Annotated in this window: 15 protein-coding genes; 12 read left to right on the forward strand and 3 right to left on the reverse strand. The window is 30.4% G+C overall.

The annotated features are described in order from the left end of the window. Window positions 1-2 precede the first annotated feature (2 nt). The 11 genes from LPB03_RS13790 to LPB03_RS13835 all read left to right on the forward strand — a co-directional run bounded on the left by LPB03_RS13790 (window position 3) and on the right by LPB03_RS13835 (window position 13,607). Window positions 3-842 (forward strand): endonuclease/exonuclease/phosphatase family protein, encoded by an 840-nt coding sequence (locus LPB03_RS13790; RefSeq protein ID WP_065320559.1) that lies wholly within the window; start codon window positions 3-5, stop codon window positions 840-842. A 6-nt stretch (window positions 843-848) separates the two neighbouring features. Further along, window positions 849-3,158 (forward strand): beta-glucosidase BglX, encoded by a 2,310-nt coding sequence (gene bglX / locus LPB03_RS13795; RefSeq protein ID WP_065320558.1) that lies wholly within the window; start codon window positions 849-851, stop codon window positions 3,156-3,158. A 120-nt stretch (window positions 3,159-3,278) separates the two neighbouring features. Beyond that, window positions 3,279-5,831, forward strand: a complete 2,553-nt coding sequence (gene topA / locus LPB03_RS13800; protein WP_070239027.1) for a type I DNA topoisomerase — start codon at window positions 3,279-3,281, stop codon at window positions 5,829-5,831. After that, on the forward strand, window positions 5,831-6,991 hold the full coding sequence (locus tag LPB03_RS13805; protein WP_065320556.1) for a formimidoylglutamase: 1,161 nt from the start codon (window positions 5,831-5,833) through the stop codon (window positions 6,989-6,991). Before topA ends, LPB03_RS13805 begins: the two co-directional genes overlap by 1 nt. Before the next feature lie 106 nt (window positions 6,992-7,097). Beyond that, window positions 7,098-8,459: a T9SS ring complex lipoprotein PorK/GldK gene (gene porK / locus LPB03_RS13810; protein WP_065320555.1), complete on the forward strand. Its 1,362-nt coding sequence runs from the start codon at window positions 7,098-7,100 to the stop codon at window positions 8,457-8,459. Window positions 8,460-8,484: 25 nt separating this feature from the next. Next, window positions 8,485-9,126 carry a type IX secretion system motor protein PorL/GldL gene (gene porL / locus LPB03_RS13815; RefSeq protein WP_065320554.1) on the forward strand — a complete coding sequence of 214 codons (642 nt, stop codon included), beginning with the start codon at window positions 8,485-8,487 and terminating at the stop codon, window positions 9,124-9,126. A 48-nt stretch (window positions 9,127-9,174) separates the two neighbouring features. Continuing rightward, window positions 9,175-10,707 (forward strand): type IX secretion system motor protein PorM/GldM, encoded by a 1,533-nt coding sequence (porM, locus tag LPB03_RS13820; protein ID WP_065320553.1) that lies wholly within the window; start codon window positions 9,175-9,177, stop codon window positions 10,705-10,707. A 16-nt stretch (window positions 10,708-10,723) separates the two neighbouring features. Then, window positions 10,724-11,578, forward strand: a complete 855-nt coding sequence (gene porN, locus LPB03_RS13825; RefSeq protein ID WP_065320552.1) for a type IX secretion system ring subunit PorN/GldN — start codon at window positions 10,724-10,726, stop codon at window positions 11,576-11,578. Between the two features lie 524 nt (window positions 11,579-12,102). Continuing rightward, window positions 12,103-13,143: an NAD(P)/FAD-dependent oxidoreductase gene (locus LPB03_RS13830; RefSeq protein ID WP_065320551.1), complete on the forward strand. Its 1,041-nt coding sequence runs from the start codon at window positions 12,103-12,105 to the stop codon at window positions 13,141-13,143. Window positions 13,144-13,203: 60 nt separating this feature from the next. After that, window positions 13,204-13,335 carry a hypothetical protein gene (locus LPB03_RS16915; protein WP_262502095.1) on the forward strand — a complete coding sequence of 44 codons (132 nt, stop codon included), beginning with the start codon at window positions 13,204-13,206 and terminating at the stop codon, window positions 13,333-13,335. Window positions 13,336-13,364: 29 nt separating this feature from the next. Further along, entirely contained in the window at window positions 13,365-13,607 is a 243-nt protein-coding gene (locus LPB03_RS13835; protein WP_065320550.1) for a DUF5053 domain-containing protein, read from the forward strand. Between the two features lies 1 nt (window position 13,608). On the opposite strand, the gene LPB03_RS13840 is transcribed toward LPB03_RS13835, so the two are convergent. Beyond that, window positions 13,609-13,998: a DUF983 domain-containing protein gene (locus tag LPB03_RS13840; RefSeq protein ID WP_065320549.1), complete on the reverse strand. Its 390-nt coding sequence runs from the start codon at window positions 13,996-13,998 to the stop codon at window positions 13,609-13,611. Window positions 13,999-14,052: 54 nt separating this feature from the next. Between LPB03_RS13840 and LPB03_RS13845 the strand changes: the two genes are divergently transcribed. Beyond that, window positions 14,053-15,972: an ABC-F family ATP-binding cassette domain-containing protein gene (locus tag LPB03_RS13845; protein ID WP_065320548.1), complete on the forward strand. Its 1,920-nt coding sequence runs from the start codon at window positions 14,053-14,055 to the stop codon at window positions 15,970-15,972. Between the two features lie 122 nt (window positions 15,973-16,094). On the opposite strand, the gene LPB03_RS13850 is transcribed toward LPB03_RS13845, so the two are convergent. Further along, the gene (locus LPB03_RS13850; RefSeq protein ID WP_065320519.1) at window positions 16,095-16,952 is read right to left on the reverse strand and encodes a restriction endonuclease; all 858 of its coding nucleotides are present in this window, start codon (window positions 16,950-16,952) and stop codon (window positions 16,095-16,097) included. A gap of 118 nt (window positions 16,953-17,070) precedes the next feature. Further along, on the reverse strand, window positions 17,071-17,940 hold the full coding sequence (locus LPB03_RS13855; protein ID WP_065320518.1) for a bile acid:sodium symporter family protein: 870 nt from the start codon (window positions 17,938-17,940) through the stop codon (window positions 17,071-17,073). Window positions 17,941-17,973 lie beyond the last annotated feature (33 nt).

Raw genomic sequence — 17,973 nt, forward strand, 5'->3', positions numbered from 1 at the left:
ACATGAAAAATCTAAAACTATTTTTTCTGCTGATGTTAGCAAGTTGCGCATCAAAAGAAACCGAAAGTTTAAAAGTGATGACGTATAATATACGTTTAGATGTTGCAAGTGATGGTGAAAATGCATGGGCAAAAAGAAAAGATTTCTTGATTTCTCAGATAAATTTTTACGAACCAACAGTTTTTGGAGTGCAAGAAGCAAGACCAAATCAAATGTTGGATATCAATAGCAATTTGACTAATTATAGTTTTATTGGTCAAGGAAGAGATGGTAAAAATATTGGTGAATTTTCTGCTATTTTTTACGATTCCACCAAAGTGTCTTTTACGAATAGAAACACGTTTTGGTTGTCTGAAACTCCAGAAAAAATATCGAAAGGTTGGGATGCTGCCTATCCAAGAATATGTACTTATGGATTAATGAGTGTTTTAAATTCTGATGAAAAAATATGGGTTTTCAACACACATTTAGATCATAAAGGAAACGAAGCACAGTTAAATGGAATCCAATTAATTGAGGCCGAAATTAAAAAAGTAAACAAAAAAAAATATCCTGTAATACTTATGGGCGATTTTAATGTAACCCCAGAAAGTGAACTCATTTCAAATTTAAAAATCAATTTTAATGATGCTAAAGAATTGGCAGGAGCAAATGCTTTTGGGCAACAAGGAACCTTTAATGGCTTTAAATTTCAAGATTCTATAAAAAACAGGATCGATTATATATTTATATCAAAAAAGGCAAATATCAACCTAAAAAAATACGGTGTTTTATCAGATTCTAAAGATTTAAAATATCCTTCTGACCATTTTCCTGTATTTGTAGAATTTCAAAAAAAATAATTTAGTATGCGTATATCAGCAAAAATTTCATTTATAATTTTTATAATCGGTATTGGTTTTTTAAGTTGTCATAAAACCGAGAACACAACCGAGAATTCATCACTCAATAAAGAAATAGAACGTAAAGTAGATTCTGTTTTAAATTTAATGACTTTAGAAGAGAAAATTGGGCAAACTGTTCAATATTCTGTTGGTGGAACTTTAACAGGGCCAGGATCGTCAAGTAGTTCAAGAGATAAACACGAAAAAATTAAAAAAGGAGAAGTTGGTTCGCTTTTAAATGTTGTTTCTGTAGCAAGAGTTAGAGAAATGCAAGAATTGGTCATGGAAAATTCTCGTTTAAAAATTCCCTTAATTTTTGCGTACGATGTAATTCATGGTTTAAAAACAATTTTTCCAATTCCCTTGGGAGAAAGCGCAAGTTGGGATTTGGATTTAATGAAACAATCTGCAGCTATTGCAGCCAAAGAATCTGCTGCTTCAGGTTTAAATTGGACGTTTGCACCTATGATTGACGTTTCTAGAGACGCAAGATGGGGTAGAATTATGGAAGGTGCAGGAGAAGACCCGTATTTAAATTCGGTAATTGGTGTTGCAAGAATTCAAGGTTTTCAAGGTGATGATTTAGCTGATAATAATACAATTGCAGCTTGTGCAAAACATTTTGCTGGTTATGGTTTTGCAGAAGCTGGTAGAGAATATAGTGCAGTAACAGTTGGTGAATTCGAATTACATAATATGATTTTACCACCTTTTAAAGCAGCTGCAAAAGCGGGTGTTGCAACGTTTATGAATTCTTTTAATGATATTGATGGAATTCCTGCAACAGGACATAGAGAATTACAAAGAGATATTTTAAAAGGAGATTGGAACTGGAATGGTTTTATCGTTTCAGATTGGGGTTCTATTGGTGAAATGAGAGCTCATGGCTTTGCAAAAGATAAAAAACACGCTGCAGAAATTGCTTTAAATGCTGGGAGTGATATGGATATGGAATCGTATGCATATGAGGCTTCTTTAGCAACTTTATTAGAAGAAGATAAAATTTCTCTAGAGCATTTAAATGATGCTGTAAAGCGTATTTTAAGAATTAAATTTCAATTAGGTTTGTTTGATGATCCTTATAAATATTGTGATGAAGAAAAAGAAAAAAACGATATTTATACTCCAGAACATTTAGCAGTTGCAAGAGATGCTGCAAAAAAATCGATTGTTTTATTAAAGAATGATCATGAGATTTTACCAGTTTCTAAAAGTGTAAAAAGTATTGCAATTATTGGCCCTTTTGGTGATAATAAAAATCAACCTTTGGGTAATTGGAGAGGAAAAGGTGCGTATAATTCAGCTGTTTCTTTGTTAGAAGGTGTGAAAGCTAAAGTTGATGCAAATACTAAAATTTATTACGAAAAAGGGATCGATTTATTGATTCCAACTGTAGCACCTGGAGAAAGACAATTTTTACATCCTTTAAAAATAAATACCGAAAATAAAGACGGAATCGCAAAAGCTGTTGCAGCTGCAAAAAAAGCAGAAATTGTTTTATTAGCAATTGGTGAAGATGCGTATCAAACAGGAGAAGGAAGAAGTCAAGTTGATATTGGTTTTGCTGGTCTTCAAAACGAATTGTTAGAAGCTGTTTATAAAGTCAATAAAAATATTGTATTGGTTTTATCAAATGGAAGACCAATGGATTTAACACACGCAAACGAAATATTACCAGCAATTTTAGTGACTTGGCAATTAGGCTCAGAATCTGGAAATGGAATTGCAGATGTTTTATTTGGCGATTACAATCCATCAGCAAAATTACCAGTTTCTTTTCCAAGAAATGTTGGGCAAGAGCCATTATATTACAATCAAAAAAATACGGGAAGACCTTATCACCCAAAACATGTAACCTATGCAGGATATACAGATGTAGAAAAATGGCCACTATTCCCTTTTGGGTTTGGTTTGAGTTATACTACTTTTTCTTACGATAATATAAACGTTGATAAAGCAACAATTTCATCCAAAGAAAAAATTACACTTTCTGTAGAGGTAACAAATTCAGGAAATATTGCTGGAGAAGAAGTTGTGCAATTATATATTAGAGATTTAGTAGCAAGTATTGTAAGACCTGTAAAAGAATTAAAAGGATTTGAGAAAATCTCTTTAAATGTAGGCGAAACAAAAACGGTTACTTTTACTATTGATAAAGAGGTTCTTCAGTTTTATACCATCAATAAAAAATGGGAAGTAGAAGCTGGAGATTTTCAACTTTTTGTTGGTGGAAATTCGGCAACAAAACTCGTGCAAAAGATAACTGTAGAATAATTTTTCTCATAAATTTAACGTAAAAATCATTTTTAAAAAAAATTATAAAAAAAAACTACATACTTTTGCAGTCCAAAAAATGCAGTTTGATTTGTGTTTTTTAAGACAAAAGAAAGATATATGGCAAAGAATTTAGTAATTGTAGAGTCGCCAGCAAAGGCAAAAACCATAGAAAAATTTCTCGGAAAAGATTTTCAAGTAGAATCTAGCTATGGGCATATTGCAGACTTACCTTCTAAAGAATTAGGAATAGATGTTGATGGTGATTTTAGCCCAAAATATATTATTTCAGATGATAAAAAACCTGTTGTTAAGAAATTAAGAGCATTAGCAAAAAAAGCAGACACTGTTTGGTTAGCAAGTGATGAGGATAGAGAGGGAGAGGCAATTGCTTGGCATTTAAAAGAGCAATTAGAATTGAAAGATGAAAATACAAAACGAATTGTTTTTCATGAAATTACTAAAAAAGCCATTTTAAAAGCAGTCGAAAATCCTAGAGATATCGATTATAACATGGTAAATGCACAACAAGCACGTAGAGTTTTAGATAGGCTTGTTGGGTACGAATTATCGCCAGTTTTATGGAGAAAAGTTAAAGGAGGTTTGTCTGCAGGTAGAGTACAATCTGTGGCAGTTCGTTTAATTGTAGAAAAAGAAAGAAGCATTCAAGAATTTACTGCAGAAACACATTATAAAGTTGTTGCAGAATTTTCTAACAACGAAGGCAAAACCTTTAAAGCAACCATTCCAAAGAATTTCGATTCTAAAAAAGCTGCAGAAACATTTTTAAAATCGTGTGCAAAAGCAGATTTTTCAATTGCTGATTTAACTAAAAAACCAGCAAAAAAATCGCCAGCAGCACCTTTTACAACATCAACATTACAACAAGAAGCATCTAGAAAACTTGGTTTTGCTGTTGGTAGAACTATGCAGGTTGCACAACGTTTGTACGAAGCTGGTTTGATTACTTATATGAGAACAGATAGTGTAAATTTATCTGTAGATGCCAGAGATGAAGCTGAAGAAGAAATTACAGCTTCTTATGGAAAAGAATACAGCAAACAACGTGTTTTTAAGTCGAAATCTAAAGGAGCACAAGAAGCTCACGAAGCCATTAGGCCAACCAACATGAAAATGCATTCTGTAAATGTTGAATATGACCAAGATAGATTATACGATTTAATTTGGAAAAGAACCTTGGCTTCGCAAATGAGTGATGCTTTATTGGAACGTACCAACATGAAGATTGAGAATACTGAAAACTCAAAAATCTTTACTGCAAATGGTGAGATGATTAAGTTTGAAGGTTTCTTAAAAGTGTATTTAGAAGGCAAAGATGATGATGAGGAAGAACAAGCAGGAATGTTACCAAATTTACAAGTTGGTGAAAGTTTAGACTACACATTTATAAATGCAACACAGCGTTTTACAAGTCCACCTTATAGATTTACGGAAGCATCTTTGGTAAAGCAATTGGAGGAATTAGGCATTGGAAGACCATCTACTTATGCACCAACAATTTCTACAGTTCAAAGAAGAGGTTATGTAGAAAAAGGGCAAAATGAAGGTGTAGAAAGAGAATATGAACAAATGATTTTATCAAATGGCGCTGTAAAAAGTGAAATTTTGACGGAAAAAACAGGTTCAGATAAAAACAAATTAATTCCTACAGATATTGGAAACATTGTAAACGACTTTTTAGTGGCCAATTTTTCAAATATTTTAGATTTTGGTTTTACTGCTAAAGTTGAAAATTCTTTTGATGATATTTCTGAAGGACAAGAAAACTGGATAGAAATGATTAAAGGTTTCTACACAAATTTTCATGATAATGTAGAAGATGTAAAAGAAAATGCAGACAGAGAAAGTGGAGAACGTATTTTAGGAAAACACCCAGAATCTGGTAAAACAGTTTTAGTAAGACTTGGTAAATTTGGACCTATTGCCCAAATTGGAGCTCCAGAAGATGAAGAAAAAACGTTTGCAAGTTTAAATAAAGATCAGAATTTAGGCACAATAACCATGGAAGAAGCCTTGGAGTTGTTCTTATTACCTAAAACTTTAGGAACTTATGAAGGGGAAGAAGTAATTGTTTCTAATGGACGTTTTGGACCTTACATTAAGTTCGGAACTATGTTTGTTTCTTTGGATAAAGGCGAAAACCCAATGGAAGTTGATTTGCAAAGAGCAGAAGAATTAATTGTAGCTAAGCAAAAAGCAGACGCTCCAATTTATCATTATGAAGATTTACCTGTGCAAAAAGGCGTTGGGCGTTTTGGACCTTTTATAAAATGGAACTCCATGTTTATAAACGTAAATAAAAAATACGATTTTGATAATCTTTCTGATGATGATATTGTTGAGCTAATTGAAGTTAAAAAGCAGAAAGAAATAGATAAAGTTCTTCATAATTGGGAAGATGTTGGCATTCGAGTTGAAAAAGCAAGATGGGGACGTTTTAATGTTTTAAAAGGTAAAATTAAGATAGAGTTGCCAAAAACTACAGACATAGAAAACTTATCGAAAGAAGAAGCTGTTAAAATGATTGAGGCAAAAACTCCAAAGAAAAAAGCGGCAAAAAAGAAGCCTGTAGCAAAAAAGAAAGCTCCAGCTAAAAAAAACAGCAAAAAAGAAATAATCATTTGTTATATTGCATACCCAATTAAAAATTGATGAATCAAGATTTTTTATCCCCTGTTAAAGAAACAGCCTTAGCGCATTTAATATTACATTCACCTCATTGCTTGGGGAATAGGATAAAAATACACACTGAAGAAGAAGGTTTTCCTGATTTAGAAGATGTAAAAATTGCAATTTTTGGAGTTGAAGAAGATAGGAATTCTGAAAATAATTTTGGTTGTGGAGATGATTTACATTTCATCCGAAGAAAATTATACGAACTATTTCCAGGAAATTGGGATGCAGAAATTGCAGATTTAGGAACTGTTTTAAAAGGTCAGGAAGTTTCAGATACTTATTTTGCAGTTGCAGATATTATTACATCACTCTTAAAAAAGAACATTATTCCTGTAATTATTGGTGGTGGTCAAGATATTACCTATGTAAATTATAGAGCGTACGATTCTTTAGAACAAACCATAAATATTACTGCTGTAGATAGCCGTTTTGATTTAGGAAGTTTAGAAGATGAATTAACTTCACAATCTTATTTGAGTAAAATTATCATGCAAAAACCTAACAATTTGTTTAATTATAGCAATGTTGGGTATCAAACGTATTTTAATTCTCAAGGAGAAATCCAATTGTTTGATTCTTTATTTTTTGACACTTGTAGGTTGGGAATGGCAAAAGAGTTAGAGAATATAGAACCTGCTTTTAGAAATGCAGATATTGTTTCTATAGATATTGGTGCAGTTAGGCAAAGTGAAGCTCCTGCTAATAATAATGCCTCTCCAAATGGTTTTTATGGCGAAGAAATTTGTGCTATTTCAAGATACGCAGGAATTAGCGATAAAGTTTCCTCTTTTGGTATTTACGAGTATAATTCTAAATATGATAACAATCACCAAACAGCAAGTTTAATTGCGCAAATGATTTGGTATTTTATTGAGGGTGTTAATTTTAGAGTAAAAGACTATCCTTTTTCTGGCAAAGAAAATTATCAAAAATTTACAGTTTTAATGGAAGATGATGATCCAATCGTTTTTTATAAAAGTAATAAAACTGGCAGATGGTGGATTGAGATTAATATTTTATCAGATAATAAATACAAAAGACATGCGTTAATACCATGTACATACAAAGATTACACAGAAGCTACAAAACAAATTATACCAGAAAGATGGTATAAAGCGATGAAAAAGATGATGTAATTTGAAAATATAATAAAAAACAATACGTTAAAATGTAGTTTCAACATTGTATTTTAGCAAAAAAAATAATAGGTTTACGAACTTTTAGTAAAGACAAAAATAAAATATGAAGAAAGCAGCAATATTTGCACTTTTAATGGCCGTTTTTTACAGTTGTGGTTCTAATGATAGAGGAGAATTAGTTGGCGTAAAGAATACTAAAAAATGGTTTTCAGAAAAACCTTATGGAATGGCTTTAATTCCAGGAGGTTCTTTTACCATGGGTAAGCAAGATGAAGATCTTTTAGGAACCATGAGTGCTCCTACTAAGACAGTTACTGTAAGACCTTATTATATGGACGAAACCGAAATTACAAATAAAGAATATAAAGAATTTGTATTTTGGGTAAGAGATTCAATTGTTAGAACTAAACTAGCAAACCAAGCAGAATTTGCATCTTTAGGAGCTTCTGATGATCCAACAGGGAATAATCGTACTTCTGGGATACAAAATTACGCTTATAAAGTAATGGATACTACAGATTCTAATGCATATCAAAAATATATGTATGATAATTATTATCAATTTGATACGATAAAGCCTTTAAACTGGGATGAAGAAATTGTTTGGAAAAAAGAAGAATTTCCAGATGTAGATTATGTAGAAGTTATGGATTCTCTTTTTATTAGTAGAGAAGAAGCTGTAGATGGCATTAGAACTTTTAATACAAAATCTTTAAATTATAAATATTCTTGGTTTGATAGAGATAATGCTGCCAGAAAAGGTGGTAGTAGAAAAGATTTTGTACAATCTGAAGTTTTAAATATTTATCCAGATACAACAGTTTGGGTTAAGGATTTTAATTATTCTTACAACGATCCAATGCATCAAGATTATTTTTATCATCAATCTTATGGTGATTATCCTGTTGTTGGGGTAACTTGGGGACAAGCAACTGCTTTCTGTAATTGGAGAACAAAAAAGAAAAACGATTATTTAAGAGGTAAAAAAGGATCTGTACAAGTGCCAGATTTTAGATTACCAACTGAAGCTGAATGGGAATATGCAGCAAGAGGAGGTTTAGAATTTGCTACATATCCTTGGGGGTCTGGAGGTACAACAAGCGATAGAGGCTGTTTCTTAGCAAACTTTAAACCTGTAAGAGGTAATTATTCTGTAGATGGTGCCCTATATACAATGGAAGCTAAATCTTTTAATGCAAACGATTATGGTTTGTATAATATGGCTGGTAACGTTTCTGAATGGACAAATACAGCGTATAATTTATCATCATATTACATGGCTTCTACAATGAATCCAAATGTAGAGGATAGAAAAAATAAAAGAAAAATTATTAGAGGAGGTTCTTGGAAAGATGTTTCTTATTATTTAGAAGTGGCTTCAAGAGATTACGAATATGCAGATACTGCAAGAAGTTATATTGGTTTTAGAACCGTTCAGAATTACATAGGTACAGCAAACAAATAAAATAAAAATTAAACGTTAAAAGAAAATGGCACAGTCAAAAACTAAAAAGAAATTATTTAACATCGCATATAATATTGGAGCATCCATTGTAATTTTAGGAGCCTTATTTAAGTTAAACCATTATAGTATTGGTCCTTTAAATGGTTCTACAGTTTTAGCAGTTGGTTTAATTGCAGAAGCGATTATTTTCTTTTTATCAGCATTTGAATCTGTAGAAGACGATTTAGATTGGTCTAAAGTATATCCAGAATTAGGAGAAGATGGAATTATCTCAGAGCAAAAAGAAAAAGTTGGAGCAGAAGGTATGTTATCTCAAAAATTAGATAATTTATTACAAGAAGCAAAAATCGATTCAAATTTAATGGCGAGTTTAGGTGCAAGTATGAAAAATTTTCAAGGAGCAGCAGAAGGTTTATCAGCAGCTTCAGAATCTATTTCATCAACAAATAAATACAATGAACAAGTTTCTATGGCAGCAGTGCAAATGGAATCTTTAAATAGTTTGTATAAAATTCAAGTAGAAAACACAACGAAACAAGCACAATTAAATTCTTCTGTAGTAGAAAATACAGAAAGATTACATGAGCAAATGCAATCTTTAGCAAAAAACCTATCTTCTTTAAACGGAGTTTATGGAAACATGCTTTCTGCAATGTCTAGCAAATAATAATTAGTTAATTTATAAAATAAGAACTTAATAAACTAATTAGAAAATATGGCAGGAGGAAAAGTTTCAGCAAGACAGAAGATGATTAACTTAATGTATCTTGTTTTCATTGCAATGTTAGCAATGCAAATGGATAAAGAAGTTTTATCAGCTTTTGGTTTTATGAACGAAAAGTTAGAGACCAATAACATCTCTACAACAGAAAAAAATAATGCAGCTTATGCAAATTTAGCAGTAAAAGCATCTGAGCAAAGTGCAAAATTTGGGGAGTTAAATAAACAAGCAAAAAAAATAAAAGATTATTCAGCAGATTTTTATGCATATTTAGCCGATTTAAAAACCAAGATGACAGCAGATTTAGAAGATAAAAAAGCTTATGAGTCTATGGATAAAACAGAGTTTTTAAATTCGTACTTTTTTATTGGAGATAAGTATACAAAAGAAGGTCAGGAATTTTTGAATAAAATAGATAGTTATAGAACTAACTTAATGAATGTAGTTGGTGAAGATAGTAAATTTGCATCAACAATAAAAGATAGGTTTTCTACAGCTCCAGTTAAAAATAGTAAAACAGGGCTAACAGTAGAGTGGTTAAATGCAAGATATGAAGGTTTTCCTTTAGTAGCTTCTTTAACAAACCTAACACAAATGCAAGCTGATATTAAAAATACAGAAGCAGATATTGTTAGTGCTTTATTAGGTGGCCAAATGGAAGAAGCTTTGTCTTTAAACAATTATACTGGAATTGTACGTTTAAATAAAAGCGCTTATTTTGCTGGAGAACGTGTAACTGGAGAAGTTGTTTTGGGAAGATATGATGCTTCTTTAGTACCAGATAAAGTTACTTTAAATGGAGCAGATGCAACAAAATCTGTAAAAAATGGTCAAGTAATTATTGATATGCCTGCAGGAAATGTTGGTCAAAAAGAAATTAAAGGGACTATATTTTTTACAGAAAATGGAGAAGAAATTCCTGTAACTTTTGAAAGCAAATATTCTGTAATTGCAGAACCAAGTTCAGCTGTAGTTTCTGCAGATAAAATGAATGTAGTGTATAGAGGTTTAGATAATCCTATTTCTGTGTCATTACCTGGAGTTGGAGATAATAATTTAAATGTTTCAGCTTCTGGAGGAAATTTATCAGGAAGTAATGGTAAATATAGCATAAGACCAGGATCAGGAAATATTGCAACTATAAATGTAAGCGCTAAATTAAGTAGTGGAAAAACTGTAAATTCTAAAGCAACTTTTAGAATTAAAGATATTCCAGCAGCTATGGGTTCAGTTCGTGAACAATATGGAGTGGTAAGAATGCCAACCTCTGGTTTAGCAAATGCACCAATTGCAGCTGGTTTGCCAGATTTTGAATTCGATTTAACCATTAGAGTACAAAGTTTTAAAATTAAAGTTCCTGGAGAATTAACCATTATTGTAAATGGAAATACTTTAAGTGCAGCAGCTAAAAAAGCATTAAGTAAAGCTGGTAGAGGAGATCAAATTAATATTTACGATATTGTAGCTACAGCAAATGGAGTACCACTTAAAAAAGTATTGCCAGTTACTATAGAGTTAACAAATTAGAATTAAAAAATAAAGTATGTATAAAAATTGTTTCATAGTATTTTTCGCCCTTTTAACTTCAGGTTTAGTAAATGCGCAAGCAAACATACTAAATGCAAAATCTGCTGAAGATATAGGTAAGAAAAACGAGCAACAACTGCTTGCAGATAATGATGGCCCAATTCCTTATGGATATGTAGATGATAGAGACGTAATGTGGTCTAAAGTTGTGTGGGAATTTGTAGATTTAAATCAGAAAATAAATTTACCATATTATTTTCCAATAGACACCACAAATATTTCTGCAGATAGAAGGTCGTTGTTTGATACATTAGTAAAAGGAATAAGACAAGGAAAAATTGAAGATGCCTATTCAGATTCATTTTTTACGACTAAAATAACACCAGAAGAAATTGAATCTCGTTTGGTAAATGTTCGTACAGAAAATGGTTATAGTGATACGTATAGATTACAAGCAGAAGATATTGGTGGTTACATGCTAAAAGGAATGTGGTATTTTGATAAACGTCAAGGCGAATTGAAATATAGATTATTAGCAATTGCACCAATGGGTAAAGATGTACAAACATTAGGAGTTCAAGGTGTAGAAGATGAAAATTTATACGAACTTTTCTGGGTTTTCTTTCCATCTGCAAGAGCAACTTTGCACGAATCTAAAGTGTTTAATGCTATGAATGCATCTCATCCAATTTCCTATGATCATTTGTTAAACGCAAGAAGATTTAGTTCAGTAATTGTAAGAGAAGAAAACATTTACGGAAACAGAGCTATAGAAGATTATGTTCGAGGTAACTCTTTATTTCAACTTTTAGAAGCAGATAAAATTAAAGAAGACATCAGAAATAGAGAAATTGATATGTGGAACTATTAGTGAAACTCTAATTTAAAGAGTCACAAAGTGATGAATTTAAATTAGTAAGTTGAACTAATTCCGTTGAAAAACGGAACCCTAACAAATATTATCCTGCAAGGTTTTCAAAACCTTGCAGGATTTTTTTTACAGACTAATTTTTTTGAGAACGTTTATAATATATAAGCGTTTTTTTTGAAGCTATTTCCTGCTTTCACTACTCGCTTTTTTTGCTGAAAAAGCAAAAAAGAGCTCAAACAGATCGTTCAATCAGGGCTAGAATTGTTTGCGAACTTTTAGGAAATTTTAATTGTAAAATTGTTTTTCTATTTATTTTGTCATTTCGACTTTAGGAGAAATCACATAAGAGAGAACACCAAAGAAACTCTGTTTTATGGAATTTCTCAATCGCTTAAAAAAGCTCATTTCGAAATGACAAAATTGTGTGTAATCATTTGCGCCTTTAAATTCTATCTTTGTTTTTTAAAACCTGCAATTTCTCATAAAACACCTAACTTTCATTAAAACTTAATTATTTTTGCATCATGAAAATTGATTATATAATTGTTGGTTTAGGTTTGGCAGGTTTGGCTTTTGCAGAGCAATTGTTAAAAGTAGGGAAAACATTTCTTGTTTTTGAAAATCATTCGCAAACATCTTCTTTAGTTGCAGGTGGCGTTTACAATCCTGTTATTTTAAAAAGATTCACACCAGTTTGGAATGCTAAAGAACAGTTAGAAATTGCTTTACCATTTTACGAAAAACTAGAAGAAAAACTCAACCAAAAATTTGATAAAAAGTTTGTCATCAAAAAAGTTTTTAAATCTATTGAAGATCAAAATAATTGGTTTGCTTCATTTGACAAACCTAAAGTAGCTCCTTTTTTAGATGAAACTTTAGACAAGCAAAAATACCATGGAATTATTGAAGAATATCATTATGGAAATGTAAAAGAAGGAGGTAGAATTGACACAAAGTTGTTAATCGAAACCTACAGAAATTACTTAGAAGAAAATAATTGGATTCGTTTTGAGAAATTTAATCATGATGAAATCACTTTTTTAGATAATAGTATTCAATATCAAAACTTAGAAGTTGGCAAAATAGTATTTGCAGAAGGTTTTGGCGTAAAAGAAAATCCGTTTTTTAAATATTTACCTTTAGATGAAGTAAAAGGAGAATCTATCATTATAAATGCGCCCGATTTAAAAATTGACTTTTTAGTAAAATCAACCGTTTTTGTTATGCCTTTAGGAAATGGAAATTACAAAGTAGGCGCAACTTTTAACCATAAAGATAAAACCTCAATTCCATCAGAAGAAGGAAAACAAGAATTGGTAGAAAAATTAAAAAAAGTAATTGATGTTCCTTACACAATCATCAACCAAACAGCAGGAATAAGACCAGCAGTAAAAGATAGAAGACCTTTAGTTGGTGTGCATGAAAAATACCAAAATTTAGCAGTTTTAAACGGTTTAGGAACTCGTGGAGTTATGATTGCACCCACATTAGCTATACAGCTTTACAATCATTTAGAGCATCATGAAGCTTTAGATATGGATGCTGATATTAAGCGTTTTAAATAACATATTGCTTTGTTATTATACAAATGTTTAATATATTTACAATGTAATTTTAAAACTACTATGAGAAAAGAGCTTTCAGAAGATGAATGGGAATTAATAGATATGATTAGAAATTACAATAATACATATCCAAAGTCGATAGAATTGGAAATTTATATTCAAATGTTGGTAGATAAGTTAATGGATATTTAAAAATAAAAGAATCTTTTAAAATTAATATTATGGAAATTACAAAACAAAAAAAATCAATGAAATCCTTAATGTGGGATATTATTGTTGATATATCTTGGGCAAATATTTCTAAAAAATATTTTGGTAAGTCTAGATCTTGGTTAAGTCAAAAAATGAATGGTTTGGATGGTAATGGCTCAAATACTGAATTTACTGAAGAAGAGCAACAAAACTTAAAAGAAGCCTTATACGATTTATCCAATCGAATTAAAATATGTGCAGATAAGTTATAAATTAACTAGTTTTTGCAACTGCATTTTCATCATAAGGAACAAACATATTTATCCAAATAATTCTTGCCATTCTTAAATTTAAAGGCGCTAAAACAATTAAAGCACCCAAAACACTTAAAAAAGATTCCAATAAATTTAAGCCAATAAATAGTTTTGTAATTATAAAAACAGCAATAGAAATAGCCACTGTAATTCCGTAATTTATATACATAGCTCCATAAAAAAAGGAAGGCTCTAGCATGTATTTTAAATTACATTCAGAGCAATGTGTATGAATGGTTGTTATTTTTGATGGATTGAACGTAAAACCATATTTAAAGAAATCCCCTTCATGACATTTAGGGCATTTTCCTTTTACAATACTGTAAAATTTTGTTCCTTTTTTAAACATGATTAACTGTATTTTTTTAGTTAGTTTTGCAAATTACAAAATTAAGCAAAATTAATGTTAAACGTACATAACTTAACAGTTTCCTTTATGGGAACAGATTTATTTTCTGGCATCACTTTTAAATTAAATAAAGGCGATAGAATAGGATTGATTGGGAAAAATGGAGCAGGAAAATCTACGCTTTTAAAAGTATTATCAAAAGATATTGAAACCAGTGGAGGCACTATGGCTTTTGATAAAGATGTTCGAATGGGGTTTTTGAGACAAGATATAGATTTTGTGGAAGGAAGAACTATTTTAGAAGAAGCTTATCAAGCTTTTGTTGAAATTAAAGAAATTGAACTTCAACTAGAAGAAATTAATACGCAATTAACTACAAGAACCGATTACGAAAGCGATTCTTATACAGAATTAATTCAAGATTTAACAGATAAGCAAGAACGTTATGAGCTTTTAGGAGGTTATAATTATCAAGGTGATACAGAAAAGATTTTACAAGGTTTAGGTTTTCAAAGAGAAGATTTTGATAAGCTAACAGATACTTTTTCTGGAGGTTGGAGAATGCGTATTGAATTGGCAAAACTACTTTTACAGAATAACGATATTTTACTGTTAGATGAGCCAACAAACCACTTAGATATTGAATCTATTATTTGGTTAGAGAACTTTTTAAAGAATTATTCTGGAGCAATTGTTTTGGTTTCTCACGATAAAATGTTTTTAGATAACGTAACCAATAGAACTATCGAAATTTCTTTAGGGCAGATTTACGATTATAAAAAACCATATTCTCAATTCTTACTTTTAAGAGGAGAAATCAAAGAAAAGCAGTTACAAGCTCAGAAAAACCAAGAGAAAGAAATAAAGCAGAAGCAAGACTTAATTAATAAGTTTAAAGCCAAAGCAAGTAAAGCATCTATGGCACAATCTTTAATGAAACAACTTGATAAAGTTGAGTTGATTGAAGTAGATCAAGATGATAACCAAGCCATGAATGTGCGTTTTGCAATTTCTAAAGAGCCAGGTAAAATTATTGTGGAAGCAGAAAATCTTTCTAAAAGTTATGGTGATAAACACGTTTTAGAAGGTGTAGATTTATTAATTGAAAGAAACAGCAAAATTGCTTTTGTTGGGCAAAATGGACAAGGAAAATCGACTTTAGCAAAAATGATGGTTGGCGAAATTCCTTTTGAAGGGTATTTAAAACTTGGGCACAATGTAGAAGTTGGGTACTTTGCACAGAATCAATCAGAACATTTACCACCAGAAAGAACGGTGTTAGAAATTATGGAAGATGCTGCAACAGATGGAAACAGAATGCGTGTTAGAGACATGTTGGGTTCTTTCCTTTTTGGTGGAGATGCTGTAGATAAAAAAGCTAAAGTACTTTCTGGAGGAGAAAGAAACAGATTAGCTTTGTGTAAATTATTGTTACAGCCATTCAACGTTTTAATTATGGATGAGCCAACAAACCACTTAGATATTGCTTCAAAAACAGTTTTAAAAGAAGCCTTAAGTAATTTTAATGGAACTTTAATTGTAGTTTCTCACGATAGAGAATTCTTACAAGGGTTAACGTCTTCTGTGTATGGTTTTAAAGACAAAGAAATTAAAGAATATTTAGGTGATATCGATTATTTCTTGGAAGAACACAAAATGGAAAATTTACGTGAAGCAGAAAAAAGAACTGTTGTAAAAGTAGATAGAGATACTTCTAAAAGTGAAGCTAAACAGCTTTCAAGAGATCAAGAAAAAGAACTTAAAAAGCTAAACAATAGGCTTTCTAATATAGAAACTGAAATTGCTGATTTAGAAAAAGAAATCGAAAAAATAGATTTAGAACTAGCAAAAAACTACGATGAAGTTTCTGCAAGGCCTAATTTCTTTCAAAAATACAAAGCGAAAAAAGCAAAAGTAGATTCGTTAATGGAAGAATGGGAAAAAATAGAAAGTAAAGTTGGGCAGTTTTCTTAAATAATAAACTATTTAGATTATAGTTTTAGTACTGTAAAAACATCAAAAATCACATAATTTTAATCAATAAAATTATGTGATTTTTGATGTTTTTTTTTTTTTTGGTATATTGGGTATTGTACTTAGTTATTTATCAATATTTCAGATGTTACATATTTTTTAGCGAAACTCTGAATGAAGTTTTTATTATTTAAATTCGTTCGGTTTAAAAATTTTCTCCAAATCTTAACGTCATTTTTTAGTTCCGAAAAATTTACTTTCATAAATATTTCGAACTCATTTAATTCTATATTGCTCTTGTAAACTCTATCCTCAATTATATATTTGTTTTTCTCGAAAAATTTTCTTTTTGCAGGAGTTATTATTTCAATTCTTTCAATTTCAGGAAAATCCCTAAACACCCTTGAAGTTTCTTGCATTAATTTTTTCCAAGCATAATATTCTGTATTCGTAAATCCATTTTTGAATACAATTACTTTTTTCTCGAAATCTACTTTTTCAAAATCAATATAATTTGAATATTCCTTAACTCTTTGATAAAAATCTTGTTCATTTAATTCCAAGTTTTTAATCCTTTGATTGAAGTAATAATCAACATCTTTTATAAGGTTTTCTATATTTTCAAATTTGTGAATGTGTAGTTTAATACTTTTAACTTCAGCTCTGTTTTTTGCTGCTTGCGTGAATCCTTTATTAGTTATTATAATTCCGAAATTTGCTTTAATGTCATCTAAAAAGCCAATAAAACAATCTACAATTTTTACATCAACTTTTCTATTATAATATTTACATTCAATTATTCCTAAAACAGAATAATTAGTGACATTTTTTCTAATAGAAATATCTATTTGTCTTTTGACTTTACTGAATTGACCAATTATCTTATCATTAATTTTTATTTCGTGATCTGGAAATTCCTCAGAATATTTAGTAAATAATTCTTTTTCATACTTTTTCCATTCAGTCATATTGGGTTTCATTAATTAAGCACAAATAATTATATAATAACTTTTATCACAAATATCTCATAAATTAAACGTGATATCGTATTTTCTAAATTACTGTTATTTTGTAAAGTTAAACAATTTCATACTGTTTTTAAATTTCTGTTTTCCTCCCAAAATACCACATCAAAAATCCGCCAGTAATAAACATCCAAATAGCATATACACCAATTGGAATGCCCATTTCTACATTATTTAAAATAGAGGCTGCAATTACAAAAGCTAACGTTCCGTTTTGAATGCCACTTTCAATCATTATAGAAATGCTACTTTTTAAATCGATCTTAAAAATTTTTGCAGTAAAATAACCTAGTGCTATTGTAATTAAATTTAGCAATAAGGTAACCAAACCTACTTCTTTTATTCCATCAATCAACATATTTTTATTAGCAACTAAAACTGCTATAAAAACCAAGATAAAAATTACAGTAGAAGCTGTTCTCATTGGTTTTTCCATTCTTTTGGCAAAGTTGGTTTTATAATTACGAATAAGCATTCCAATTGTAATAGGAATTACAGTAATTACCATAATTTGTAAAATGGTGTCTAGAATTGGCAATTGTATGGTTACAGCTGTATTTGTGCCAAAATAATTTAAAGCGTAACTCAATATAAAAGGAATTAGCAAGATACTTATAAAGCTAGCAAAGGCAGTTAAAGTCACAGATAAGGCAATGTTTCCTTTACAAACTTGTGTTATTAAATTGCTTGTTGGTCCTCCAGGACAAGAAGCTAAAATCATCAAACCAACTGCCATTATTGTATCTAAATTGAAAATAATTGCCAATAAAAAACCAACAATTGGTAATAGAATTAATTGATTTGTCAATCCTATAAAAATGGCTTTTGGGAATTTAAAAATCCGTTTAAAATCATCAGGAATTAAAGTCATGCCCATTCCTAACATAATTATTGCTAAAGATATGGGTAAAAATACTTTGCTTATAAGTTCGGTTACAGCCATACAAATTATAATTTATTGATTGTTAGCGAATTT

It is taken from the genome of Polaribacter vadi, assembly GCF_001761365.1.
GTDB classification, from domain to species: Bacteria; Bacteroidota; Bacteroidia; order Flavobacteriales; family Flavobacteriaceae; genus Polaribacter; species Polaribacter vadi.